The 24595-nt window shown below is 70.8% G+C and carries 16 protein-coding genes; 5 read left to right on the top strand and 11 right to left on the bottom strand.

The features are described 5' to 3' along the window. Positions 1-6: 6 nt before the first annotated feature. Positions 7-3384 carry a UvrD-helicase domain-containing protein gene (locus tag AB0H42_RS22835; RefSeq protein WP_357058809.1) on the bottom strand — a complete coding sequence of 1126 codons (3378 nt, stop codon included), beginning with the start codon at positions 3382-3384 and terminating at the stop codon, positions 7-9. After that, the gene (locus AB0H42_RS22830) at positions 3381-7448 is read right to left on the bottom strand and encodes a PD-(D/E)XK nuclease family protein (RefSeq protein ID WP_357058807.1); all 4068 of its coding nucleotides are present in this window, start codon (positions 7446-7448) and stop codon (positions 3381-3383) included. Before AB0H42_RS22830 ends, AB0H42_RS22835 begins: the two co-directional genes overlap by 4 nt. 93 nt (positions 7449-7541) lie before the next feature. Between AB0H42_RS22830 and AB0H42_RS22825 the strand changes: the two genes are divergently transcribed. Then, positions 7542-8318 (top strand): alpha/beta fold hydrolase, encoded by a 777-nt coding sequence (locus AB0H42_RS22825; RefSeq protein WP_357058805.1) that lies wholly within the window; start codon positions 7542-7544, stop codon positions 8316-8318. Then, positions 8315-8614, top strand: a complete 300-nt coding sequence (locus AB0H42_RS22820; RefSeq protein WP_357059020.1) for an MGMT family protein — start codon at positions 8315-8317, stop codon at positions 8612-8614. The genes AB0H42_RS22825 and AB0H42_RS22820 overlap by 4 nt, the downstream gene beginning before the upstream one ends. 22 nt (positions 8615-8636) lie before the next feature. Here AB0H42_RS22820 and AB0H42_RS22815 read toward each other — a convergent pair whose 3' ends face one another. Together AB0H42_RS22815 and AB0H42_RS22810 are read right to left on the bottom strand one after the other, a co-directional pair. Continuing rightward, positions 8637-9428, bottom strand: a complete 792-nt coding sequence (locus tag AB0H42_RS22815) for an amino acid ABC transporter ATP-binding protein (RefSeq protein WP_357058802.1) — start codon at positions 9426-9428, stop codon at positions 8637-8639. Beyond that, on the bottom strand, positions 9425-10903 hold the full coding sequence (locus AB0H42_RS22810; RefSeq protein WP_357058800.1) for an ABC transporter substrate-binding protein/permease: 1479 nt from the start codon (positions 10901-10903) through the stop codon (positions 9425-9427). Before AB0H42_RS22810 ends, AB0H42_RS22815 begins: the two co-directional genes overlap by 4 nt. Before the next feature lie 178 nt (positions 10904-11081). Between AB0H42_RS22810 and AB0H42_RS22805 the strand changes: the two genes are divergently transcribed. Further along, positions 11082-12872 (top strand): NTP transferase domain-containing protein, encoded by a 1791-nt coding sequence (locus AB0H42_RS22805; protein WP_357058798.1) that lies wholly within the window; start codon positions 11082-11084, stop codon positions 12870-12872. Between the two features lie 30 nt (positions 12873-12902). Here AB0H42_RS22805 and narI read toward each other — a convergent pair whose 3' ends face one another. From narI to AB0H42_RS22785, 4 genes are all read right to left on the bottom strand, one after another. Beyond that, positions 12903-13643, bottom strand: coding sequence for a respiratory nitrate reductase subunit gamma (gene narI, locus AB0H42_RS22800; RefSeq protein ID WP_357058795.1), 741 nt, complete (start codon positions 13641-13643; stop codon positions 12903-12905). Between the two features lie 90 nt (positions 13644-13733). Continuing rightward, entirely contained in the window at positions 13734-14447 is a 714-nt protein-coding gene (narJ, locus tag AB0H42_RS22795) for a nitrate reductase molybdenum cofactor assembly chaperone (RefSeq protein WP_357058792.1), read from the bottom strand. Between the two features lie 67 nt (positions 14448-14514). Then, positions 14515-16305, bottom strand: a complete 1791-nt coding sequence (narH, locus tag AB0H42_RS22790) for a nitrate reductase subunit beta (protein ID WP_357058789.1) — start codon at positions 16303-16305, stop codon at positions 14515-14517. Positions 16306-16410: 105 nt separating this feature from the next. Continuing rightward, positions 16411-20148 carry a nitrate reductase subunit alpha gene (locus AB0H42_RS22785; protein WP_357058787.1) on the bottom strand — a complete coding sequence of 1246 codons (3738 nt, stop codon included), beginning with the start codon at positions 20146-20148 and terminating at the stop codon, positions 16411-16413. A 512-nt stretch (positions 20149-20660) separates the two neighbouring features. Between AB0H42_RS22785 and AB0H42_RS22780 the strand changes: the two genes are divergently transcribed. Both AB0H42_RS22780 and AB0H42_RS22775 read left to right on the top strand, forming a co-directional pair. Further along, positions 20661-21338, top strand: coding sequence for a hypothetical protein (locus AB0H42_RS22780; RefSeq protein ID WP_357058785.1), 678 nt, complete (start codon positions 20661-20663; stop codon positions 21336-21338). 32 nt (positions 21339-21370) lie between these two features. Next, positions 21371-21898 (top strand): DUF6886 family protein, encoded by a 528-nt coding sequence (locus tag AB0H42_RS22775; RefSeq protein ID WP_357058783.1) that lies wholly within the window; start codon positions 21371-21373, stop codon positions 21896-21898. Positions 21899-21952: 54 nt separating this feature from the next. On the opposite strand, the gene AB0H42_RS22770 is transcribed toward AB0H42_RS22775, so the two are convergent. The 3 genes from AB0H42_RS22770 to nirD form a co-directional block, all read right to left on the bottom strand. Further along, positions 21953-22765, bottom strand: a complete 813-nt coding sequence (locus AB0H42_RS22770) for a CbiX/SirB N-terminal domain-containing protein (protein WP_357059017.1) — start codon at positions 22763-22765, stop codon at positions 21953-21955. Positions 22766-22827: 62 nt separating this feature from the next. Continuing rightward, entirely contained in the window at positions 22828-24048 is a 1221-nt protein-coding gene (locus AB0H42_RS22765) for a uroporphyrinogen-III synthase (protein ID WP_357058781.1), read from the bottom strand. Further along, positions 24045-24446: a nitrite reductase small subunit NirD gene (gene nirD / locus AB0H42_RS22760; protein ID WP_357058780.1), complete on the bottom strand. Its 402-nt coding sequence runs from the start codon at positions 24444-24446 to the stop codon at positions 24045-24047. The genes AB0H42_RS22765 and nirD overlap by 4 nt, the downstream gene beginning before the upstream one ends. Positions 24447-24595: the final 149 nt, after the last annotated feature.

Genomic DNA, 24595 nt, shown 5'->3' with positions numbered 1-24595 from the left:
CGAGCCCTAGCTCTCGTCCCCGTCCCGGCGGGTCGAATCGGTGAGCAGCGCCACCAGTTCCCCCGGACCCGGTAAGCGCTCGGGCGCCACCGTGCGACCGCTGCGCACATAGTGGAAGGCGGCGCCGATCCGGTCCAGCATCCGCTGTTCCGTTTCCCCGGTACGCGCCGCCACCAGCCGCGCCCAGGCCAGCCGGTAGACCGCCAGCTGCACCGCTACCGCGGCTTCGTCGGCCGGGCCGGGTTCGGCACCGGTCTTCCAGTCGACGACGGTCCAGCCGCCGCCGGGCTCGGCGAACACCGCGTCCATCCGGCCGCGGATCACCACCCCGGCGATGGTGGTTTCGAACGGTACTTCGATCTCCACCGGGCGGCGCGCCGACCAGGGCGAGGACAGGAATGCGTCCTGCATCCGGGCCAGTTCGGCGTCGGTGGCCGCCCCCGCGTCGGCCGCACCGGGCAGATCGTCGAGGCCGGGCAGCTGATCGGTGGCGAACCAGCGCTGCACCCAGGCGTGGAAGGCGGTGCCGCGGCGGGCCAGCGGATTGGGCGGATAGGGCAGCGGGCGGCGCAGCCGGGCGGCGAGCCGGCCCGGATCGGCGCGCATTTCGACCAGCGCGGTCGCCGGGAGCTGAGTGGGCAGTTCGACCTCGGCCGCGGCGTCGGCACCGGCCCGGTATTCGGCGAGCAGCGCATCCACATCGGCGATCCAGCCGTCGGGATCGTCGCCGGATTCGGGCACGTCCGCGCCGGCGGCGAATTCCGCCAGCGCCGCATGGACCAGCGCGGCGCCCGCTTCGATATCGTCGCGGCGGGCGCCGAGCGGGTCGCCGGGCCAGGACGCGGTCACCGGAGTGGCCGCCAGCGGATTCGGTTCGCCGGGTACGGGATCGGCGGCCCAGCACGCGATCTCGACCCCGCTGCCGGGGTGCTCGGCGGCGGTTTTCACCTCGAGCAGGAATTCCGACGGACCCTTCGGCTTATCGCCGGTTTCGGGCCAGTGGTGCGCGGAGACCAGCAGGACGCGCTCGGTCCGGGTGAGCGCGACATAGAACAGCCGGCGGTCCTCGTCGAGCCGGCGCCGCGCGAGCGCTTCCTTGTGCGCGGTGAGGCCGCGCTGCAACTCCGCGCGGTCGGTGACCTCGGTCAGATCGAGAACCGGGACACCGTCCGGGGATTCCGCGGTGGCCCGGTCGCCGCGCAGCGAGGTGGGTAGTTCGGCCAGGGCACCGAGCCAGGTGTTCACGCCGCGGGTGGACGGGAACACATCCCGGGTGACATGCGGTACCGCGACCACCTCCCATTCCAGTCCTTTCGCGGCGTGCACGGTGAGCACCTGGACCCGGTCCGGGGCGACCTCCACCTCGCCGGGTTCCAGACCGTTCTCGACCGATTCGGCGGCGGTGAGGAAAGCGAGCAGACCGCCGAGGGTGGCGCCGGTGTCATTCGCGAAACCGGCGACCACTTCGGCGAAGGCGTCCAGATGTTCGCGGCCGGCGCCGGAACCCGCGAGTGCGCGCCGGGCCTGGCTCTCGACGCCGACACCGATGGTGCGTTCCACATCGGCGACCAGTTCGGTGAGCGGCTGCGCCGCCCGTTCGCGCAGCATCGCCAGTTCCCGCCCCAGCGCGGTCACCCGCCGGTATCCGGCCGCCGAATAGCGGTCCGGCGGACCGGGATCGGCGATGGCGTCGGCCAGGCCGGCCCGTTCGGCGGGTTCGGGGGCCACCTCGTGCAGGGCCGCGGCCAGGCTGGTGGAGTCGGTGATATCGCCGCCGGGGTCGCGGATGATGGACAGTTCCCGGGCCCGCCGGGCCAGCGCGGCCAGATCGGCGCTCCCGATCCGCCAGCGAGCACCGGTGAGGATCCGCACGGCAGCGCTGCCGGCGGCGGGGTCGGCGACGAGGCGCAGGGTGGCGACGATATCGGCGACCTCCGGGGTCGACAGCAAGCCGCCCAGACCGACGATCTCGACCGGTAACCCCCGCGCCCGCAACTCCTCGGCGAGTTCGGCGGCATCGGCGTTGCGGCGGATCAGGACCGCGGAAGTGGGCGGGGGCCGGTCGGCATCCCGGGCCGCGGCCCAGTGCGCGGCGATCCGTTCGGCGATCCACCGGCGTTCGCTCGCGACGCTGTCGGTGAGCGCGAGCGCGACGACACCCGGTTCCGCGCCGGGTTTCGCGCGCAACGGGTCGACGGTGACGCCGCCGCTGTCCCGGGCCGCCGCGCGCAGCGGTTCCACGACCATATTGGCCAGATCGAGCGCCTCGGGCGGGTTGCGCCAGCTGGTGAGCAGCGGCAACACCGGCGCCGGAACACCGGGAGCGACCGGGAAGTCGGTGGTGAAGCGCGGGAGATTGGCGGCCGAGGCGCCGCGCCAGCCGTAGATGGACTGCATGGGGTCGCCGACCGCCGTCACCGCGAGCTCGCGCGGCCGCGCACCGCTGGACCGCGGGTCGCGCTGCTCCGGGTAACCGGCGCCGAACAGCGCGGACAGCAGGATGCGCTGGGCGTGGCCGGTGTCCTGGTATTCGTCCAGCAGCACCAGCCGGAAGCGGGCACGTTCGGCGGTGGCGACCTCGGGGTGCTCGGCGGCCAGCCGTGCCGCCAGCGACATCTGGGCCCCGAAATCCAGGGCGCCGCGCTGGTGCAGGGTCTCCCGTAACTGCTGGACCAGCGGCAGCAGCGCCACCCGCTCGCGCTGGGCACGCAGGATCGACAGCAGGTCCTTGTTCGGCCCGCCGCGTTGCCGTGGACCGGGCGGCAGCGTGTGCACGAGCTTCTCGAGTTCGGTGTGCGCCTCGGCGAGTTCCTCCGGTTCCACCAGATGTTCGGCCAGCTGCCCGGACAGCGCGAGCACTGCCTCGGTGACCGTCAGCGGCGAACGGTCGGTGTCGAGGTCACCGTCCCAGCCGCGCACCACCTGGTGGGCGAGCTGCCACAGCCGGGTTTCGGTGAGCAGCGCCGCCGACGGCTCCACCGGCAGCAGCAGGCCGTGTTCGCTCAGCAGCCGGCCGGCATAGGAGTGATAGGTACTGATCTCGGGTTCGGCACCGGCCAGGGTGGCGCGCAGTTCGCCGGCGGGGTCGAGATCGCGCAGCAACCGGGACCCGGCCAGCCGGGCCAGCCGCGTGCGGATCCGGGCAGTGAGCTGCTGGGCCGCCTTGCGGGTGAAGGTCAGCCCGAGCACCTCCTCCGGCGTGACCAGCCGGTTGGCCACCATCCAGACCACCCGGGCCGCCATCGTTTCGGTTTTGCCCGCGCCCGCGCCCGCCACCACCAGCGCCGGGCCGGGCGGTGCGGCGATCACCGCGGCCTGCTCCGCGGTCGGCGGCGGGAGCCCGAGTGCGTCGGCCAGCTGTCCCGGCGAGACCCGGGCGCTCACTCGTCGGTCACCTGGCGCCCGGCATCCTGCACCGGGCAGCTGTTCTTCACGGCACAGTGCCGGCAGCCCTCGTTGCGGATGGCCAGGAAACCGGGGCCCGCGGTGCTCGCGGCCGCGGCGTGGATGGTCTCGCGCCAGGTCTCCAGCGCTTCGGCGTCCAGCGCGGGCTGGACCCGCTCCTTCGCCACCCCGCCGGCCGCCGGCAAGCCGACGTACACCAGTCGTGCGCCGCCGGGTTCGGGATCACCGGCGCTCCCCTCCAGGGCGCCCGCGGCGGCGGCGACCTGGTAGGTCGCCAACTGGGCGTGCTGGGCGGCGTCGGCTTCGCTGACCGGATTCTTCCCCGTCTTCACATCGACGATGACGAACCGGCCCGCGGCGTCCCGTTCCAGCCGGTCGATGCGGCCCCGGATGCGGACCTCGGGCGTATCGTCGCCGGGCGCGGGCAGGACACAGTCGACCGGTACCTCGATCCCGGCCTGGGTGAGTTCACCGCGGGTGGTGCGCACCCAGGCGACGAACGCGTCCAGCATGGCCTCGGTGCGGCGCAGTTCCTGCCGGGAGTACCAGCTGGTCTCGGGATCGATACCGGACCAGCTCCGGGCGAGTTCGGCGCGCACCTGATCCAGCGGCACCCGGCCGGCCAGCGCCTGGACCAGGGTGTGCACCAGGGTTCCCTTGACCGCGTAAGGGTTTTCGCCGTCGGATCCGCCGTTGCGTTCCAGCGCCCACCGCAGCGGACAGGTCCGCAGCAGCTCCACCGTCGAGGGCGACAGCGCGATCGGGGCGTCGTCCTCCCACAGGGTCTCGGTGGAGCTGAGTTCGGGGACCCCGTACCAGTCGTCGGGCGCGGTACCGGGAATCCCGGCCAGCGCGAGCCGGGCCAGTTGCCGGGCGGCGCGGCGGCGGCGTTCGTCCCCGGCGCCGGGATCACAGACCGCCGCGCGTAGTTCGGCGATCAGCGCGTGCAGGGCGAGTACCCGGCCGGGTTCGGCGACCGGAAGCGCACCCGGTTCCCCGCCGGTATCACCGCCGAGCAATTCGGCCAGGAACCGGGAAGGCACCAGATCACGGTCGCCGGTCACCGATTCCACCGCCGTCACCAGCAGCGACCGGCGGGCCCGGCTGCACGCGACGAACAGCAGCCGGCGTTCCTCGGCCAGGACCGGCGCGGCGCGGCTGACCCGTTCGGTGATACCGGCGACCTCGTCCACCAGATCCTCGGTGTGCAGCAGTGTCCCGCGCGGGCGGGGGTCCGGCCAAATCCCCTCCTGCACTCCGGCGACCGCGACGACCTCCCATTCCCGGCCGGCCGCCGCGTGGGCGCTCAGGAGATCGACCGCCTCCTCCCGTCGTGTTCGCACCGCCCGGTCCTGCGGGAGCTGCTGCTGGAGCAGGTATTCGACGAAGCCCTCGATGGTCGCACCCGGTAGGCGGTCGGTGTAGGCGGCCGCGGCGTCGAACAGCGCGACGGCGGCGTCGAGATCACGGTCGGCCTGCATACCCGCCGCTCCCCCGCGCCGGGACTGCGCCAGCCAGCGCCGCTCCAGCCGCGACCCGGTCCACAGCGCCCACAGCACGTCCTCGAGGCCGCCGCCCTCGCGCCGGACCCGGCGGGCACGGTCCAGTGCGCGGGCCGCCCGTTCGAGCGGGGCGATCTCGACCTCGGTGAGGCCGGCCACGATCCGGTCGTCGCCCGAGCCGAGCAGCAGCTCCCGCAGCACCTCCACCGAAGGCCGGTCCGGGGCGGAGCCGCGGGGACCCGGCCCGCCCGCGAGATCCCGTGACCCCGGCCGAGCGACATCGGCTCGCGCGGGCCCCGACGGGTCCGCACCGAGTGAGACGGCACCGGAACCACCCTCGCCGGGGTGCGGCTCCGGCGGAAAATCCTCTTCGTCCGCCGGAGGTTCCGGCGGGAGGCCGTCCCACGGGTCGTCGCCGAAGCTCTCCTCATCGATCCCGTACCAATCCGCGTCGGCCCGGTGCCGGCTGACGTCGGCGAAAAGATCTCGAGGTGGAAACTCGTCGAGGGGATCCTCGGCCGGATAGGTATCGAAGACGGGCGGTTCGTCCACCGGCTCGGGCGGGAAGTCCGGTGGCACGGCGAAGTCCGGGCCGGGGTTGCGGGCAGGGCCGGAGTCCGGGATGCGGGCAGAATCCGTGCCCGTGGCACCGGCGGGGTCCGAGTCCGTGGCACCGCCCAGGTTCGGGTCCGGAACACCGACAGGGTCCAAGTCCGTGGCACCGCCCAGATTCGAGCCCGGAACACCGACAGGGTCCAAGTCCGTGGCACCGCCCAGATTCGGGTCCGGAGCACCGGCAGGGTCCGAGTCCGAAGCACCGCCGAGGTTCGGGGTGCGGGCGAGCTCCACCGCGGCGCGGCGGATACCGCGACGCAGGCGCCGCAGGCTGATCGCATCGGCTCCGCCCAACGGTCCGGCCAGGAGGTCGAGCACCTCGTCGGGACCGAACAGGGATTCGGTGGACCCGGTACCGCGTCGGGTGGCCTCGCCGGCGAGCACGGCCCGCAGCGCCAGCAACATCCAGGCGGCACCGCGGCGGCGGGCCAGCGGGATATCGTTCGCGGGTTGGGCGATCGGGACCCCGGCCGCCAGCAGGGCCCGGCGCAGCGGCGGCAGCAGCAGTGGAACCGAGCGCACGATGACCGCCATCTGTGACCAGGGCACGCCCTCGGTGAGATGCGCGCGGCGCAGATGGTCGGCGATCAGTGACGCTTCCTTGGCGGGGCTGCCGAGTACCCGCACCCGGACCTCGGCCGGGACGGGCGGTTCGGCGCCGGTATCCGGGGGCAGCTCACCGCGTTCCGCGGGACCCAGGTCGGCCCGGGTGGTGCGGTGCGGGACGAGCCCGGGTAGCCGCGACGCGATCCGGGCGGTGGCGGTGGTGATCGCCGGACCGGACCGGTGGTTGCCGTAGAGGACGATGCGCCGCCCCGGCGGGAAGTCCTCGGTGAGGAACCGCGAATCGGCGCCGCGGAAGGTATACACGGCCTGGTCGGGATCACCGGCGATCATCGTGGTCCCGGCCCCGGCCGCCAGCACCCGCACCAGCAGCGCCGCCTGCGGGTCCAGATGCTGGGCGTCGTCGACCAGCAGACAGCGTAACCGGGCCCGTTCGGCCGCCAGCAGTTCGGGATCTCCGGCCAATGCGTCCAGGGCGGCGCCGACGAGTTCGGCCGCGTTCAGGGCGGGCGCCGACGCCTCGGGTGCGGCCACCCCGACCGACCAGCGCAGCAGCATCGCCTGTTCGTAGCGGGATGCGAAATCGCCGGCCGCGATCCAGTCGGGACGGTCCCGGCGCCGGCCGAGGTCGATCAGATCCTCCGGGCCCAGACCGCGTTCGGTGGCCCGCAACATCAGATCGCGCAGTTCGTCGGCGAACCCGGTGAGCCCCAGTGCGGGCTGGAGCCGCCGCGGCCACAGATCACCGGCTCCGGCGGCGATATCGGCCATATCGCCGCGCAACATCTCGCGCAGCACGGCATCCTGTTCGGCACCGGTGAGCAGCCGCGGCGGCGGATTCCCGTGCCGGGCGGCCTGGCGGCGCAGGATCCCGAAGGCGTAGGAGTGGATCGTGCGGGCCAGCGGCTCCCGGGTCGCGCCGGCGACGCCGGGCGCCGCGGCCGGCGGGCGAACCGGCTCGGCGCGCGCGAACAGCGGGTCGGCCGCCGGCTCCGCGGGGCGTGCCGCTCCGTCCGCGGACCCAGCGGCCGCGACTACGGGAGCGCATACCGTCCAGTGGTCCAGCCGTTCGGTGAGCGCGTCCCGGGCGGTCGCCGCCGCCTGTTTGGAATAGGTGAGCAGTAGTACCGATTCCGGATCCGCACCCGCCGCGATCCGCGTCGCGGCCACATCGATCAGCAGCGCGGTCTTCCCGGTGCCGGGACCCCCGAGCACCCGCCAGATCCGATTCGGGCCCGGTTGCGCGGCGGTTGCGGACGGCGGGGCGGCGAACAGCGCGCCGACATCGGCTCCCCAGGTCCGAGCCCGGGGAGCCGCCGTTTTCCGGCGCACCAGCCGCACCGGCTTATCCGAACGCACCACGACGGCTATTGCAACAGACGGGGCCGACACCGCCGATGCCACGTCGGAACCGCACCCGCCGCGGTGTCGGAGCGCTCGGATAAGAATGTCATTGTGTCCACACTGCATGTTCACCGTTTCGGCCCGGCGACCGGCCCGGTGCTGCTGGCCCTGCACGGCCTGACCGGCCACGGGAAACGCTGGGAGGCGCTGGCCACCGAGTTCCTGCCCGATCTCCGGGTGATCGCCCCCGACCTGCGCGGACACGGCCGTTCCACCACACTGCCGCCCTGGGACCTCGAAACGATCGTCGCCGATCTGGTGGCGCTGGTCACCGCCGAAACCGCGGAGCCGGTGGTGGTGGCCGCCCACTCCTTCGGCGGGGCGTGCGCATTGCATCTGGCGCGGCGGCACCCGGAGCTGGTCCGCGGTCTGGTACTGCTCGATCCGGCCGTCGCATTGGACCCGGCTTGGTTGCACGAGATCGCCGAGGCCACCCTCGGCTCGCCCGATTACACCGATGCGGACGAAGCCCGGATGGACAAACTGGCGACGGGCTGGGACGCGGTCGCGCCGGACCTGCTGCGCGCCGAACTCGACGAGCACCTGGTGCCCGCCGCGGGCGGCCGGATGCGCTGGCGGGTGGACACGGCGGCGCTCATCGCGTACTGGGGTCAGCTCGCGCGTGACCCGGTACTTCCCGAGCCCGGTCTGCCGACAGCGCTGGTCCGGGCCACGAAGGTGGAGCCGCCGTTCGTCACGCCAGAACTTCACGCCGCCCTGGCCGACCGGCTCGGCGCGGCACTGACCGTGCACGAATGGGATTGCGAGCATATGGTCGCCCAGATCCTGCCGCGCGAGACCGCGGCGCTGATCCGGGCCGCGTTCTGATGGTCACCAGCGACGAACAGATCGAACGCGTCCGCGAACTGGTCGCCGCGATTCCACCGGGCCGGGTCGCGACCTACGGCGATATCGCCGCGGCGGCCGGACTGTCGACCCCGCGGACCGTGGGCTGGATCATGCGCACCGATGCCGCCGATCTGCCGTGGCACCGGGTGCTGGGTGCCTCGGGCAGACCGGCCGCCCACCTCGCCGACCGGCAGCTGCGGCTGCTCGCGGCCGAGGGGGTGGCCGTCACCGACGGCCGGGTCCCGCTGCGTACCGCACGTCACCGGTTCGACTGAACCGCGTCCGGCGCCGGGCCGGTCAGCCGGGTTCGAGCACGCGTTGCAAGAAGCGCCGCGTCCGCTCTTCCCGCGGCTCACCGATCACCTGTTCCGCCGGGCCCCGCTCGACGATCACACCCTCGTCGAGGAACAGGACCTGATCGGCCACCTGCTGTGCGAACCGGATCTCGTGGGTGACGATCACCATCGTCCAGTCCTGGGTGGCCAGGTCCTTGATCACCGCCAGCACCTCACCGACCAGTTCGGGGTCCAGCGCCGAGGTCGGCTCGTCGAACAGCACCACCCGCGGTTTCAACGCCAGGGCCCGCGCGATCCCGACCCGCTGCTGCTGGCCCCCCGAGAGCTGGAACGGGTAGGCCTGCGCACGATCGGCCAGACCCACCTGCGCCAACAGGGTCCGTGCCTCGGCGACCGCTTCTTCCCGGGGTCGCCGCTGGGCGACGACCGGACCTTCGACGATGTTCTCCAATACCGTGCGGTGCGGGAAGAGGTTGTGCGACTGGAAGACCATTCCGCTCTGCGCGCGCAACCGGCTCGCCTCCCGGCGCCCCGCCCGGCCGCGCGGCAGCCGGGCGAAGTCGATCTCCACATCGTCGATGCCGACCACCCCCCGCTCCGGCGTGTCCAGCACGTTCAGTGAGCGCAGCACCGTGGTCTTACCCGACCCCGAGGGGCCCAGCAGGACGGTCGCGGTCCCCCGCCGGGACTCGAAGTCGATACCGCGCAGCACCTGCCGGTCGCCGAAGGACTTCTCCAGGCCACGTACCCGGATCCGGGCGGGCTCGCTGTTCTGGTCGGTGGTGTCGGTCATTTCGCCACATACCTGTCGAGTCGGGTCTCCAGTCGTTTCTGCCCGGCCGAGAGGGCCACGCAGATCACCCAGTAGTACAGCGCGGCGAACGTGTACAGCGCGAGGAACTCGTTGCTCTCGGCCGCCGCGAGCTGAGCTTCCCGGAACAGTTCGGTCAGCAGGACCACCGAGCCCAGGGAGGTGTCCTTGAGCAGTGAGAGCAAGGTGTTGGACAGCGGCGGCACCGCGGTCCTGGTCGCCTGTGGAAGGACGATGCGGCGCAGTGTCTGCGCGTAGCCGAGGCCGACGGTGGCCGCCGCCTCGAACTGCCCTTTCGGCACGGAGAGAATCGCCGACCGGATCACCTCGGCCGCGTAGCCGGCCACGTTGAGGCTGAACGCGATCACGGCCGCGAGGAACGGATCGAACTTCAACCCGATCTGGGGCAGCCCGTAGAAGACGATGAACAGCTGGACCAGCAGCGGTGTACCGCGAATGATCGAGATGAACGCGCGGGCCGGTCCGGCCAGGATCCGGTAGGAGGAGATCCGCGCGAGCGCGACCAGCAGTGCGAGCACGAGCCCGATCGCGAAACTCAGCGCGGTCAGCGGGATCGTCACCTTCACCAGCCCGACGAACATCGGCCACGCCGCCCCGCGCAGTACTTCCCAGGTGTCACGGTGGCCGCGCCCCTCGGACAGGTCGGCGCTGCCGCCGTCGGGTACCGACACATCGGCCCGGAAGTATTTCTGCGAGATGGCGGTGAGCGTCCCGTCGGCGGCCAGCGCGGTGATCGCCCGGTTCGCCTGGTCGAGCAGTGCCGAGTCGTCCTTGCGGAAGGCGAGGACCTGTGCGCTGGTCTCCGCCCCGGCGTCACCGACGATCTCGATATCCGTGGACCCGGTGCTGGCGAGATAGTCGAGCACGGCGATGTTGTCGTTGACGATCGCGTCGACCCGGCCCTGGGTGAGCAGCGCGGCCGCCTGTGTGAATCCTTCGACCGCTTCGACGTCGGCACCGGCGTCGCGCGCCACCCGAGCCCAGTTGCTGGTGCTGGACTGCGCGGTGGTCCGGCCGGCCAGATCGTCCAGGGTCCGGATGCGCTCGTCGCCCGTGCGCCGGACGATCACGCCGTGGGAATAGGTGTATGTATCGGACAGGCCGTATTTCGCCCGGCGCTCGTCGTTGACCGAGACCTGGTTGGCGATGACGTCGATCCGGCCGGAGTCCAGCGCGGGAAAGATGGCGTCCCATTGGGTCTCGACGAATTCGAGATTCCAGCCGGCCCGATCGGCGATCGCCTCGATCACTTCGATGTCGTAACCGGTCAGCTGCCGGCTGCGCGGATCGTGGAACGAGAACGGCGGATAGGTGCCCTCGGTGCCGACCCGGACCACCGGCCGGTCGGGATCCTGCGCCGCCGCCACGCCTGGTTGCATGGCCCCGGCGAGCGCCAGCAGCAGGGACAGCACCATCCCCCTGAGCACTTGTCGCATCGGCGACCCCCTCATTTCGGCCGGACCCGGAATCCGGGCCTCCGGAGGGAGAGTAGTGCGCTCCGGCGCCCGGCGCCGGACGGACCGGCGGCCCGCAGTCGTCCGGCCGGTCCGGAAATCCCCGGCGGTCGGCGCCGCCGGGCCGACCATCGTCCCAGACGGCGAATAGCATGACCGTATGCCGAATTCTCTGCCGGCCCCGGACGTGATCGTGCTCGCCGGGGGGCGGGCCAGCCGGATGGGCGGCGTCGACAAACCGGGCCTCGTGGTCGGCGGGCGGTCCATGCTGCAGACGGCACTGGCCGCGGTGGCCTCCCTCGGTCGCACGGTCGTGGTGGGGCCGCCGCGCCCGGAGCTCGCCGCGCATATCGTGCAGACCCGGGAACCGGAGCCCGGCTCCGGCCCGGTCGCGGCGGTCGCCGCGGGCCTGGCCGCGCTCGGTGCCGAACCCGCGCCCCGGATCGTCGTCCTCGCCGCGGACCTCCCGTTCCTGACCGACGCGGCGATCGGTGAACTGGTGCGGCAGAGTGCCGAATTCGACGCGGTCTTCGCCGCCGACCCTTCCGGGCGCCCCCAGTATCTGATCGGTGTATGGCGGACCGAACCGCTCGCGGCCCGGCTCGCCGAACTCGGCAGCGTAGTCAACCAGCCGATGAAAGCCCTGGTCCCGCGCCGCACGAATATTGTGGAACTGCCCGGGGTCGACGACTGCGATACCCCCGGCGAGATCGCCGCCGCCCGTAGCGCGCTCGGCGACCGGGGTGCGGGCGATTTCGCGCCCGCCGCTCCCCGGGCCGCCACCACGGCGGTATCACTCGACCGAGCCCGGGAGCTGCTGCGTACCGGCCTGACCCGGCTCCCCGAACGAGAGGCGGATCTGCACGCGGTGCGCGGGGCCGCCCTGGCCGCACCGCTCACCGCCACCGAGGCCCTGCCCCGCTTCGATGTCTCGGCCATGGACGGGTACGCCGTCGCCGGGGACGGCCCGTGGGAGCTGCGCGCCGATATCGGTTTCGCCGGCGGGCAGCGACCCGACGGGCTGCGCCCGGGCGAAGCGGTGCGGATCGCCACCGGCGCCCAGGTCCCGGAGGGCACCACCCGGGTACTGCGCGACGAATTCGCCCGGATCAGCGGCGACCGCGCCTTGTACCGGCTCCCGGAGACCCCGCTGCGCTCCGATATCCGCCGGCGCGGCGAGGACCGCGCGCCCGGCGACGAGATCGCGCCGGCCGGCACCACGGTGACGCCCGCCCTCGTCTCGGCCGCCGCGGCCGTCGAGGTCACCACCACCACGGTCCGCGGCCCGGTGCGCGCTCGTATCGTCATGACCGGCGACGAGATCCGCAGCAGTGGTCCCCTGCAGGCCGGGCAGACACGTGATTCGATCGGCCCGATCCTGCCCGATCTGCTCGTCGCTCACGGTGTCCCGGTGCTCGACCGGGTTCATCTCCGCGATACCGCCCACGGTTTCGACCAGGTCCTGACCACCGCGGCCGACTGCGATCTCCTGGTCGTGGTCGGGGCCACCGGTGGCGGCGCGGCCGATCAGCTCCGCGGTGCCCTCGACCGCTGCGAGGCCCGCCTCCTGGTGTCCCGGCTCGCCCTGCGTCCGGGCGGGTCCACCGTTGTCGCCGAACTCTCCTCCACCACAACGGTTCTCGGCCTTCCCGGCAACCCCTACGCCGCGATCGCCACCCTCCTCGCCCTGGTACCCGCGATCGTCGCCGGCCGGACCGGCGCCCCCGCACCCCGCCGGGCCCGCGGACCACTGCGCAACGCGGGCGAGATCTCCGGACCGGTGGCGCGGATCGTGCCCGCCCGGTACGCGACACAGCCCGGCGGCGGCTGGGTGGGCGATCCCGCGATCCGCACCGCCCACCTCGGCGGTCTCATCGACCGCGACGGCCTGGTCGTCGTGCCCGCGGGGGCCCGCGACGACGACCACGTCGAGTTCATCGCCCTGGTCTAGCGGGAGTGTCCCTGCACCGGCCGGAGGTACTCAGCTCCAGCGGTCCGGGGTGACCGGGGCGTCCCAGGCGCGGGCGTAACGACGTGTGTCCGGCCCCGCGACCTCCTTGCTGCGGTACACCACATACGGCCGGACCAGGTAACCGATCGGGGCGGAAAACATGTGCACCAACCGGGTGTACGGCCATACCGCGAGCAGCGCGAGCACGAACAGGCCGTGCGCCTGGAACGTCCACGGGGTGCCGACCATCAGTTCGGGCTGCGGGGTCGCGGTGAACAGGCTGCGGAACCACGGGGACACGGTTTCCCGGTAGTTGTAGGTACCCCACAGCAGATTGCTGCCCACGGTGTTGAGCAGGCCGGTGATCAGGGCGCCACCGAGCAGGAAGTACATGAACTTGTCGTTGGCCGTGGTCGCCTTGCGCACCGCCGGGACGGTGAACCGGCGGTAGAGCAGGATGCCGATACCGGTGAGGACCATCAGCCCGGCCACGGTGCCCGCGCTGACCGCGACCAGGTGGTACATGTGCTCACTGATACCCACCGCCGCGGTCCACGATTCGGGGATCAGCACGCCGAGTACATGGCCGAAGAACACCCCGAGCATGCCGAAATGGAACAGCGGGCTACCCATCCGCAGCAGGCGTGATTCGTAGATCTGCGAGGACCGGGTGGTCCAGCCGAACTGGTCGGTGCGGTACCGCCAGATATGGCCGAGCACAAAGGAGGTGAACGCCACATAGGGCAGGGTCAGCCACAGGGTAGTAGTCATGAGGTTCTCCTCCGAGCAGATTCATGGGGTCGACGGAGGCCGTAGCGGAGGCGGAGGTATCGCCTCATCAGGTTTCTCCTCCGAGCAGGCTCATACGGTCCGCGGAGGCCGTAGCGCAGGCGGAGGTATCGCACCTGCCGAATGTTCGGGCATCGTCGGATCCAGGGCGAAGGGTTCGAGCCCGACCTCTTCCTCCGGCGGTCCCTGGGCGGCGAGTTCGGCGATCCGGCGCCGATCCGCCGTGGTGGGCGGGGCCAGGGTGGCGACGACCGCGGCCAGCACCCACGCGTAGGGGGAGGCATTGTCCGCCAGCGACAAGCGCAGCAGTTCCAGCACCGGCACATGTTCGCCGAGCAGGCGTTCGCCGCCGATCGGATCGACGGTGGCCGCGAATTCCAGGAGGACGGGCAGATGATCGGGCAGTTCGGTATCGCCGAGTTCCACCCCGGCGTGCCGGTAGGCGTGTTTGAAACGCAGCAGCGCCATCCCCCGCTTGCGGGTGTCGCCGTAGGCGTAGAAGGTCAGGTGCAGGCTGGCGCGACGCTTCATATCGAAGGTTTCGACGTAGCGGGCGGCCAGGTCGAGTTCGGGTGTGGCGCGCACGTGGTCGCAGAAATCCAGCAGCCGCGTACGCACCGGCTCCGGTAGTTCCCCGATCGCCGCCTCGATCCCGTCCAGTGTCGTGCGGAGCCCGGGGCCGGGGTAGTCCAGCAGCAGCGCGGCCGTGCGCCAGACGATCCGGCGGTCCCGTTCGCTCATCGCCAGTGCCGGTGCGGGCCGGCGGCGAATTTTCAGCAGTGCCATCGGCTACCTCTCGAAGCAGTTTCACACCGTCGGCGGAGGCCGCAGCGTTGGCGGAGGTATCGCCTCATCACCGGACCTCTGTGTGTTCGGGGAGCGTCGGCGCGTCACCGTTCGCGGCGCTCCCGGAACCGTTCTCGGGCGCGCCGCCGGAGTCGTTGATCCCGGGCCCGCCGACTCCGTTCGCCGCGCGCCCGTTCGAGCCGTGACCGTGCGTACCTCGGCCGTTCGAGCCGTGGCCGCGCCCGTCCGCCGACTCGCCGTTCGAACCGGCGGGCACCAGCCCGTCGGTGCGCTGCCCGTCCCAGTTCAGCAGGTTGATCCGGCCGGTTTTCGCCTCCGGCGCAGCGACATTGGTGTCGGTGAGGTGGAATTTCTCGACCATCTGGTCGAACGCTGTCATTCCCGGACCACCGTCGCTGTCCAGGCTGCATCCGGTCGCCAGCGAATCGAGTTCGTGGGCTCGCGCACTCGCGCCGGTCGGGATCACATAGCGGTGCTCGTATTTCGCGATGGCCAGCAGCCGGTACATGGCTTCGATCTCTTCGGGCTCCAGCCGGACCGACGGCGCGATGGCCGGATCGGGTTCCTGACCGAGGTTGATCGAACGCATGAACGCGCGCATCCCGGCCAGTCGTTGCAGCGCCGCACGCACCGGGCCGATATCGCCGGCGGTGAACAGTTCGGCCAGGTACTCCACCGGGATCCGCAGCGCGTCGATCGCGCCGAAGAGGTTGGCGTGGTCCTCGCCGTCGTGCCCGGTCTCCGACAGCACGTCCACTACCGGCGACAGCGGCGGGATGTACCAGACCATCGGCATGGTGCGGTATTCCGGGTGCAGCGGCAGCGCGATCTGGTAGTCGACGATGAGTTTGTAGACCGGCGAGTCCTGCGCGGCCTGGATCCATTCCGGAGAGATACCGGCGCGTTCGGCCTCGGCGACGACCCGTGGGTCGTGCGGGTTCAGGAAGACGCCGAGCTGGCTGGGGTACAGATCCTGGTCCTCGGTGACCGACGCCGCCGCGAGGACCGCGTCGGCGTCGTAGAGCATCACGCCGATATAGCGCAGCCGGCCGACGCAGGTCTCCGAGCACACCGTCGGGATACCGACCTCCACCCGCGGATAGCAGAAGGTGCATTTCTCGGCTTTGCCGGTCTTGTGGTTGAAGTAGATCTTCTTGTAGGGGCAGCCGGTCGTGCACTGCCGCCAGCCGCGGCATTTGTCCTGGTCCACCAGGACGATTCCGTCCTCGGCCCGTTTGTAGATCGCCCCGGACGGGCAGGACGCCGCGCACGACGGATTGAGGCAGTGCTCGCAGATCCGCGGCAGATAGAACATGAAGGTCTTGTCGAATTCGAGCTTCACCTGTTCGGAGAGCCGGGCCAGCAGCGGGTCCCGACCGACCTGATCAGGCCCCGAGCCCAGATCGTCGTCCCAGTTGGCGCCCCAGGTGACCTTCGTATCGTCCCCGGTGATCAGCGATTTCGGCCGCGCCACCGGGGTGGTGTCGATGGCCGGGGAGGACAGCAGGTTGTCGTACTCGTAGCTCCAGGGCTCGTAGTAGTCCGCGATGGTCGGCAGGTCGGGGTTGGCGAAGATATTGAGCAACCGTTTGAGCCGGGAGCCCGATTTCAGCGTGAGCCGGCCGCGTCTGTCGAGTGTCCAGCCGCCCTTCCACTTCTCCTGGTCCTCGTACTGCCGCGGATATCCCTGGCCGGGCCGGGTTTCCACATTGTTGAACCAGACGTACTCGGTCCCGCCACGGTTGGTCCACGCCTGTTTACAGGTGACCGAACAGGTGTGGCAGCCGATGCATTTGTCGAGGTTCATGACCATGGCCAGTTGTGCCATCACTCGCATATCAGTCCTCCGGGGTCGCGGGTAGCTCGTGGTGGCGGCGCATCAGTGTTCCTTTCGACGTGTTCGGGACGCTGCGCTACCGCCTCCGCGCTCGACCCGATCACGTCAGTACTGCACCTGCTGGCTGCGGCGGCGGATGGTGGTGACCTCGTCGCGCTGATTACCGGTCGGGCCGTGATAGTTCAGCGCGAACGACTGCTGGGCGTAACCGCCGATCAGATGCGTGGGTTTGATCATGATCCGGGTGAGCGCGTTGTGGATACCGCCGCGTTTGCCCTTACCGGTGAAGGTTTTGCCCTCCGCCGCGGTGCCCTCGATCCGCGGCACGTCCACGGCCCGATCCTGCGCGTGGTACATGAACACGGTGCCCTCGGGCATCCGGTGCGAGACGATGGCCCGGGCCACCACCACACCGTTGCGGTTGATCGCCTCGATCCAGTCGTTGTCGGCCACCCCGATCTTGGCGGCGTCCTTCTCCGACATCCAGATGGTCTGGCCGCCGCGGGAGAGGGTCAGCATGTGCAGGTTGTCCTGGTAGGCCGAATGGATCGACCATTTGGAATGCGGGGTCAGGTAGCGCACGGTGACCCCGCTGTCACCGATATCGCCGACGGCAGGTTCGGCGAACAGTGCGGTCATGTCCAGGGGCAGCCGGAAGGTCGGCAGTTGTTCGCCGAGTTCGATCATCCAGTCGTGGTCGAGATAGAAATGCTGGCGGCCGGTGAGCGTATGCCACGGCTTGAGCCGTTCGGTGTTGATGGTGAACGGCGAATAGCGGCGCCCGCCGGTTTCGCTGCCCGACCACTCCGGTGAGGTGATCACCGGTACCGGCCGCGCCTGCGTATCGGCGAAAGTAATCCGCTTGCCCTCGTGTTCGGCCGCCAGATCGGCGAGGGGGGTACCGGTACGGCGTTCCAGGGCCTGGAAGCCCTCGACCGCCAGCCGTCCGTTGGTGGTACCGGACAGCGCGAGGATCGCCTCGGCGGCATGCCTGTCCTGGGCCAGTGAAGGTCGGCCCTGCGCCACCCCGGACACCACGGTCCCGTTCGCCCCGGCCAGGTATTCCACCTCGGCGCCGGGATGGGTGGTGACGCCCTTGACGGTGAGTCCGAGAGTTTCCACCAGCGGCCCCAGCGCGGCCATCTTCTCCGCGATCTTCGCATAATCCCGTTCGACGACTACCAGTTTCGGCATGGTCTTGCCCGGAACCGGTTCGCATTCCCCGGCCTTCCAGTCCAGTACCCGTCCCCCGGCCTGGGCCATGGCGTCCGGTGAATCGTGTTGCAGCGGCACCGCGACGATGTCCTTGCGCACCCCGAGATGTTTCTCGGCGAGCCAGGAGAAGCCGCGGGCGATCCGGTGGAACGCCTCGAAATCGGTTTTCGCCTCCCACGGCGGCGAGATGGCCGGGGTGAAGGCGTGCACGAACGGATGCATATCCGTCGAGGACAGATCGTGTTTCTCGTACCAGGTGGCGGCCGGGAGCACGATATCGGAGAACAGTGTGGTGCTGGTCATCCGGAAGTCCAGCGAGAGCAGCAGATCGAGTTTGCCGGTGGCGGCTTCCTCGCGCCAGACCAGTTCCTCCGGCCGCACCCCGGTGGTGTCGGTGGTCTGCAGATTGGAGTCCGCGCCGAGCAGATGCCGGTGGAAGTACTCGTTGCCCTTACCGGAGGAGCCGAGCAGATTGGCCCGCCAGACGGTGAGCACGCGCGGGAAGTTCTCCGGGGCGTCGGGGTCTTCACAGGCGAACCGCAACTCGCCGGATTTCAGTCCGTCCACCACATGGTCGGCCGCGGTCCGGCCGGCCGCCTCGGCCTCGTCGGCCAGGTCGAGCGGGTTGCGATCGAACGTCGGGTACGAGGGCATCCAGCCCAGCCGGGTCGCCAGCGCGATATTGTCCGCCGCCGTCCGGCCCGCGAACTTCCCCTTCGCCAGCGGTGAGGAGAAAACGTCGGCGGTGAACGGGTCGTAGCGCCACTGGTCGTTGGTCAGATACCAGAACACCGTGCCCTGCATCTGGCGTGGCGGACGCTGCCAGTCCAGCCCGAACGCGAGGGTGGACCAGCCGGTCACCGGCCGGCACTTCTCCTGGCCCACATAATGCGCCCAGCCACCGCCGTTCACGCCCTGGCAGCCGGTGAGCAGGGTCAGGGTGAAGAAGGACCGGTAGATCTGGTCGGAGTGGAACCAGTGATTGGTCCCGGCGCCCATCAGGATCATGGACCGGCCGCCGGACCGGTCGGCATTGTCGGCGAATTCCCGCGCGATCCGCCGGGCCTGCGCGGCCGGGACACCGGTAACGGCTTCCTGCCAGGCGGGGGTGTAGGGCTCGGTGGCGTCGTCGTAGTCGGCCGGCCAGGTGCCGGGCAGACCCGGACGGCCCACCGCGTACTGCGCCAACAGCAGATCGAACACCGTGGTGACCCGTTTCCCGGCGACCGTCGCGGTCGGCACGCCGCGGGTCGCGACGCCTGGGGTATCGGTATCGAAACGGGGGAACTGTACGGCCGCAGCATCGTCGGTGCGGCCGTACAGCGTCAGGAGTGGCTCGACACCCCCGAGATCGAGATTCCAGCGTCCGGTGCCGTTCTCGCCGAACCGGTCCCCCAGCGAACCGTTCGGCACCACCGGCACGCCCGCACCGTCGAGCAGGACGGTCCGGAACTCCGCGCCCTCGTCGGTGTGGCCCAGATCGGCGGCGGTCAGGAACTTCCCGGGCACCGCCACCCCGTCCGCACCGTCGTCCAAGGTGATCAGGAAGGGCAGATCGGTGTATCTGCGGACGTAGTCCAGGAACCGGGGCGTCTCCCGGTCGACGAAGAACTCCCGCAGCACCACATGACCCATGGCCATGGCCAGCGCGGCGTCGGTCCCCGGCCGCGCGGCGACCCATTCGTCGGCGAACTTGGTGTTGTCGGCGTAATCCGGGGAGACCACCACGACCTTCTGGCCGCGATAGCGGGCCTCGGTCATGTAGTGGGCGTCCGGAGTGCGGGTCACCGGCACATTGGAACCCCACATGATCAGATATCCGGCGTCGAACCAGTCCGCCGACTCCGGGACATCGGTCTGGTCGCCGAACACCTGGGGCGAGGCCACCGGCAGATCGGCGTACCAGTCGTAGAACGACAGCATCGACCCGCCCAGCAGCGAGATGAACCGGGCGCCGACCGCGTGACTGACCATCGACATGGCCGGAATCGGGGAGAATCCGGCGACGCGGTCGGGTCCGTACTTCTTGATGGTGTGGACGTGGGCCGCGGCCGCGATCTCGGCGGCCTCCCACCATTCGGCGCGCACGAAACCGCCCTTGCCGCGCGCGGCCTTGTACCGGCGGGCGCGTTCGGGGTCCTCGACCAGATCGGCCCAGGCCAGCACCGGGTCCTTCAGTCTGGCCTTGGCTTCCCGGTACAACTCCAGCAGCGTGGCGCGGACGTAGGGGTACCGCACCCGGGCCGGTGAGTAGGTGTACCAAGAAAAGGAGGCACCGCGCGGGCAGCCGCGGGGTTCGTATTCGGGTTTGTCCGAACCGACCGACGGATAGTCGGTCTGCTGGGACTCCCAGGTGATCACCCCGTCCTTCACATAGATCTTCCAGGAGCACGAACCCGTGCAGTTCACCCCGTGAGTGGACCGCACCACCTTGTCGTGCGACCAGCGGTCCCGATAGAACTCGTCGGCGCCGCGGCCACCCACCTTGTGCACCGTGCGGTGGTCCGCGGAGACCTCGCCGCGCTGGAAATACTTGCCCAGCCGCAGCAGTGCGTCCCCGGCCGCCGGTGCCCCAGGGTGCCGTTCCGCAGTGGTGTGCGCCGAGCCCGGAGTACGTGAGACGACCACGACGCCCCCTTTTCTGCAAGCGGTGAAATCGGGCTGATGCTCCGACTGTAGGGACGCCACCCGACCTGGCCAAACGCCGTTCTCACATCGAAAAGCGCAGGTCGGTGAGCTGTGAGGTCACCGCAATCCGGTTGTCACGGCGGGCGGACCCGCGCAGTCCCGGCAGCAGCGGATCTCCTGGGAAAACACGGGGGAAGGCGACGGATCCGGCCGCCGGGAGGACCGTTGGGGCAGCGGCGGTGAAATTTCGGAAATCGCCGCTTCTCCAGTGGTTTACATTTGTTTACACATGCGGGAGTGGCCGCCGTCACCCGCACTCCACCGGTCCGGCGTATCCGGATCCGCACTTCCACCGGCTGGGAAGGTCCGCAGCAGCCGGAGTGACGCCCGATCGTCTACGCTGACTGCCCGATCCGACCGCGTCGGCGGTCGCTCGAGCAAATTCGAGGTACGCGATGTTCAGCGTTTTCCGGCGGCGGCGGAGCCGGCGTCCCCTATCCGTCACCGTGTGTGTGGCAGTCGCCGCCTTCGGTACGGCGCTGATCCCCGGCACCGCGGTGGCGGCACCCACCGCGGCCGCACCCGCCGTGACGGTGTACCCGGGCATGGAGATCCGGCACACCGAGATAGCCGACGGGAAGGCGGTCACCACCCGCTGCACCGTGGGACTCACCGGTTCGATCGGCTCGGCCCAGTACGCGGTGACCGCCGGCCACTGCTACCACCAGGGAATCGTCACCGACAAAGTCGGTAGCCCGATCGGCTGGTTCGAAACCCATCGCCCGGACGAGGGCCTGAAGTTCGGTTTCGGATTGATCCGCCTGTACGACGGGGTCGGCGTCGCCGCCTCCATGGGACGCTTCGGGCTGTCCACGGTGGATATGAAACCGCAGCTCGGGCAAGAGATCTGCAAGATCGGTGCGACCACCGGATGGACTTGCGGGTCGATCACCGAGGCCAATGAGGAATGGCTCTACGCCACCAACGCGCTCGGCGCCGAGGCCGGCGATTCCGGTGCGGTGGTGTACCGCCAGACCGCCGACGGGCACGCCGCGTTCGTCGGGATCCTGGTGGCCTACGACGACGCCCAAGGTCACAGCGCGGTCGTGGAACCGGCCGCGCTGCTGTTCGACCAGATCGACCGGTACGGCCCGACCCGCAAGGACCAGTTCGTCTGGTACCGGGTCTGATCCACCGGCCGGCTCCGCTATCGTCGGTCCCCATGCGACCCGGACCGGGCGAGGTACTGCACTTCTCCGAAGACCCGACGATCGTCCGCTTCATCCCCCATACGGCCGCGACCGCCCGGCAGTCCGAACCGTATGTCTGGGCGGTGGACGCGGCCCGCGCACCGGACTACTGGTTTCCCCGGCAGTGCCCCCGGGCCATGGGGTGGGTCACGCCGGAGACGACCGACGATGACCGCGCGAGACTGCTGGGCCCCGGCGGCGGAGAACGGGTACACGCGATCGAATACCGGTGGCTGGACGACCTGCGCACGGCCCGGCTCTACGCCTACCGGCTCCCGGCGGCGGCCTTTCGTCCGTTCGGCGCTCCGGTTCCGCACGCACACGTCTCCACCGAAATAGTCGAACCACTCGCTCCGCCGGAGCCGGTCGGCGACCTCCTACGACTGCACGAGGAAGCCGGTATCCAGCTGCGGGTACTACCCGAACTGGAGCCCTTCTGGCAGGCGCTGACCGCCGGCACACTGGGTTTCAGCGGCATCCGATTGCGCAACGCGCGCTGACGGATCCGTAGGCCGCGATTCCCGGCGAACGGCGCGGGGGCCGCGGTGCGGTGGTCAGCGCACTCGCTGCCGGTCCGCGGCCCGGACCGCGCTGCGGTAGCGATCCGCGATCAGCCGGACCACGGCGGGATGGACTCCGATCGGCTCGGCCACCCCGGTCGCGTCCGCCTGGTGCAGCCGCTCGTGGAACAGCCCGTGCGCGAGTAGATAGGAGGCGATGAACACCCGCTCCCGCCCGGCCTCGCGCAGCTGCGCCACGACTTCGGGAACGCGGGGCGCCCCGGTGGCGACGTAGGCGGTGCGCACCGGAGCCGCGAGCTGTGCGGTGAGCATGGCGGCGGCCCGGCGCACATCGGCGCGAGCACGCGCATCCGAGGATCCGGCGGCCGCGAAGACCACGGCGTCGCCGGGCCGCCAACCGGCCGCCCGCAACCGAACGGCCATGATGCGCGCCAGTGCGGGGTCGGGACCCATCGCCGCGGTGACGGTCACCGCGGGATGTCCGCTGTCGTCCACCTCGCGGGGTACGTCCTGGTAGACGTGATATCCGGAGGCCAGAAAGGCCGGCACCACGACGGCCGGAACGGAATCACCGGCCACCACGGCCCGGGTCGCCAGATCGCGCAACACCTCGGCGGGCGACGGTCCGAGCACATCGACGAACGCCGTACGCACGGCCGGGTTCACGCAGTCGTCCATGGCCGGTCCCGCTGTCGGCTCGGGCGTACAACCGCAGTTCGAGTAGCCGGGCGCGGCAGCGCGGCGGCCGGCGGAACCGGGCGCGCCGGAGTGACCGCACCGGGCCTCCGGGGTGCCGGGCCGCCGGTCCAGTTCGTGCCCGACCGCTTCGGCCAGCGCGGCGATCATCTGCACACCCTTGGCACTGCGGGTGCCGTGCGCTACCAGCACCAGCGCGGGCGGTGGCCGCCTCACCCCGGCACCACCGTCCGGATATAGCGCGCGTTGCGCGCCGGGGCGGCGGCCGGTGGCGCCGTATCGGCATTGTTGTCGGTGCATTCGGCCGGATCCATGGCCAGCCGGTACCCGCGCTTGACCACCGTCTGGATCGCCTTGGGGGTGCCCAGGCCCGCCCGCAGCCGCGCGATCGCGGTCTCCACCGCGTGCGTATCGTCGCCGCCGCCGGGCAGCGCCGCCAGCAGGTCCTCGCGGGAGACCACCCGGCCCGGCTGGCGGGCCAGTGAGCGCATCAACGCCATGGGCGCCGGGGCGAGCTGTTTCACCGTGCCGTCCACCACCACGCACGCGCCCCGCACGCTGATGGTGTGGCCGGCGGCATTGATGCGGCCGGCCCGGCGCGGAAGTTCCTCGGCGACATGGCGGGCCAGCGCGCCCAGCCGGGCGCGGCCGGGCATCGTGGTGGGCACGCCGAGTTCCTCGAGCGGGGCCGCGGTGATGGGGCCGACACAGGCGGCGAGCACCCGGCTGCGCAGCGCGTGCAACACCCCCTCCAGGACCCCGGTCTCCTTGGCGCGCATCAGCATCGAGGCCACGGCCGGGGCGCTGGTGAAGGTCACACAGTCGATCGCGGAGGTCACGACGGCCTCGATCAGCTGATCCATCGGACCGCGGTCGGCGGGCGGCTCCCACCGGTACACCGGTACGGGCACCACATCGGCGCCCGCGCACCGCAGTACTTCGCAGAAGTCGGGGATCGGCTCCCATTCGGTGGTGGCGCCGTGCAGCTGGACCGCGATCCGCACGCCCTCGACGCCTTCGGCGAGCAGATGATCCAGCACCTCGGCCGAGGACTCCGACGCCGGCGACCACTCCTCGCGCAGTTCCGCGGCCCGGATCGCGCCTTTGGCCTTCGGGCCCCGTGCCAGCATCCGGGCGCCGCCCAGGGTCGCACGTAACTGTTCGGCCAGGCCCCAGCCCTCGGCGGCCTCCATCCAGCCGCGGAAACCGATACCGGTGGTGGCCACCGCGATCTGCGGTGGATCGGCGACCAGCTCACCGGTCACCCGTTCCAATTCGGTGTCGTCGGCGAGCGGGATGATCCGGATGGCCGGTGCGGATACGACCGACGCACCCCGGCGGGTGAGCAGGGTGGCGAATTCCTCGGCCCGCCGGGCCGCGGTGAGACCGATCGTGAAACCGGCCAGCGAGGCATTCGTCTCCGGAACCGTCATACCGGGCAGCCGTCCGGGGCCACTGTCACGGGCCGGTCCGAGATCAACACCTGTCCGTCGTCCACGCGCACGGAATATACCGGCAGGCGCGTCGTCGCGTCGTCCAGGCACCGGCCGTCGAGCAGGGAGAATGCCTGCTTCAACAGCGGTGACGCGACCACCGGCTCACCGCCGCGGTCGCCGACGATACCGCGCGACATCACCGCCGCCCGGCCGAACGGATCGATATTGCCGACCGCGTACAACGTGCCCTCGGGCAGCAGGAACAGGGCCGCCTGGGCGCCGCCGGGCAGCAGCACGGCCACACCGCGGCCGGGGATCAGGTACTCGAGCGGGCACGCCCGGGTCCACCCGGTGATCGTGGCCCGATCAATTGCCGTGATGTCGATGACGGTCATTGAGCCTCCTTTGAAGCTGGTACATGCGGTCCGCGTAGGCCGCGGCACAGGCGGAGGAATCGCATCACTGCGCCTCCTCAGAAGCGGGGTCCATGCGGTCCGCGGAGGCCGCGGCGAAGGCGGAGGTATCGCATTACTCATTGGTACCG

This window comes from Nocardia sp. NPDC050799 (assembly GCF_040654015.1).
GTDB lineage: Bacteria > Actinomycetota > Actinomycetes > Mycobacteriales > Mycobacteriaceae > Nocardia.
Note: the sequence above shows the minus strand (reverse complement) of the source record. Positions and strands in the feature narration are given on the sequence as shown.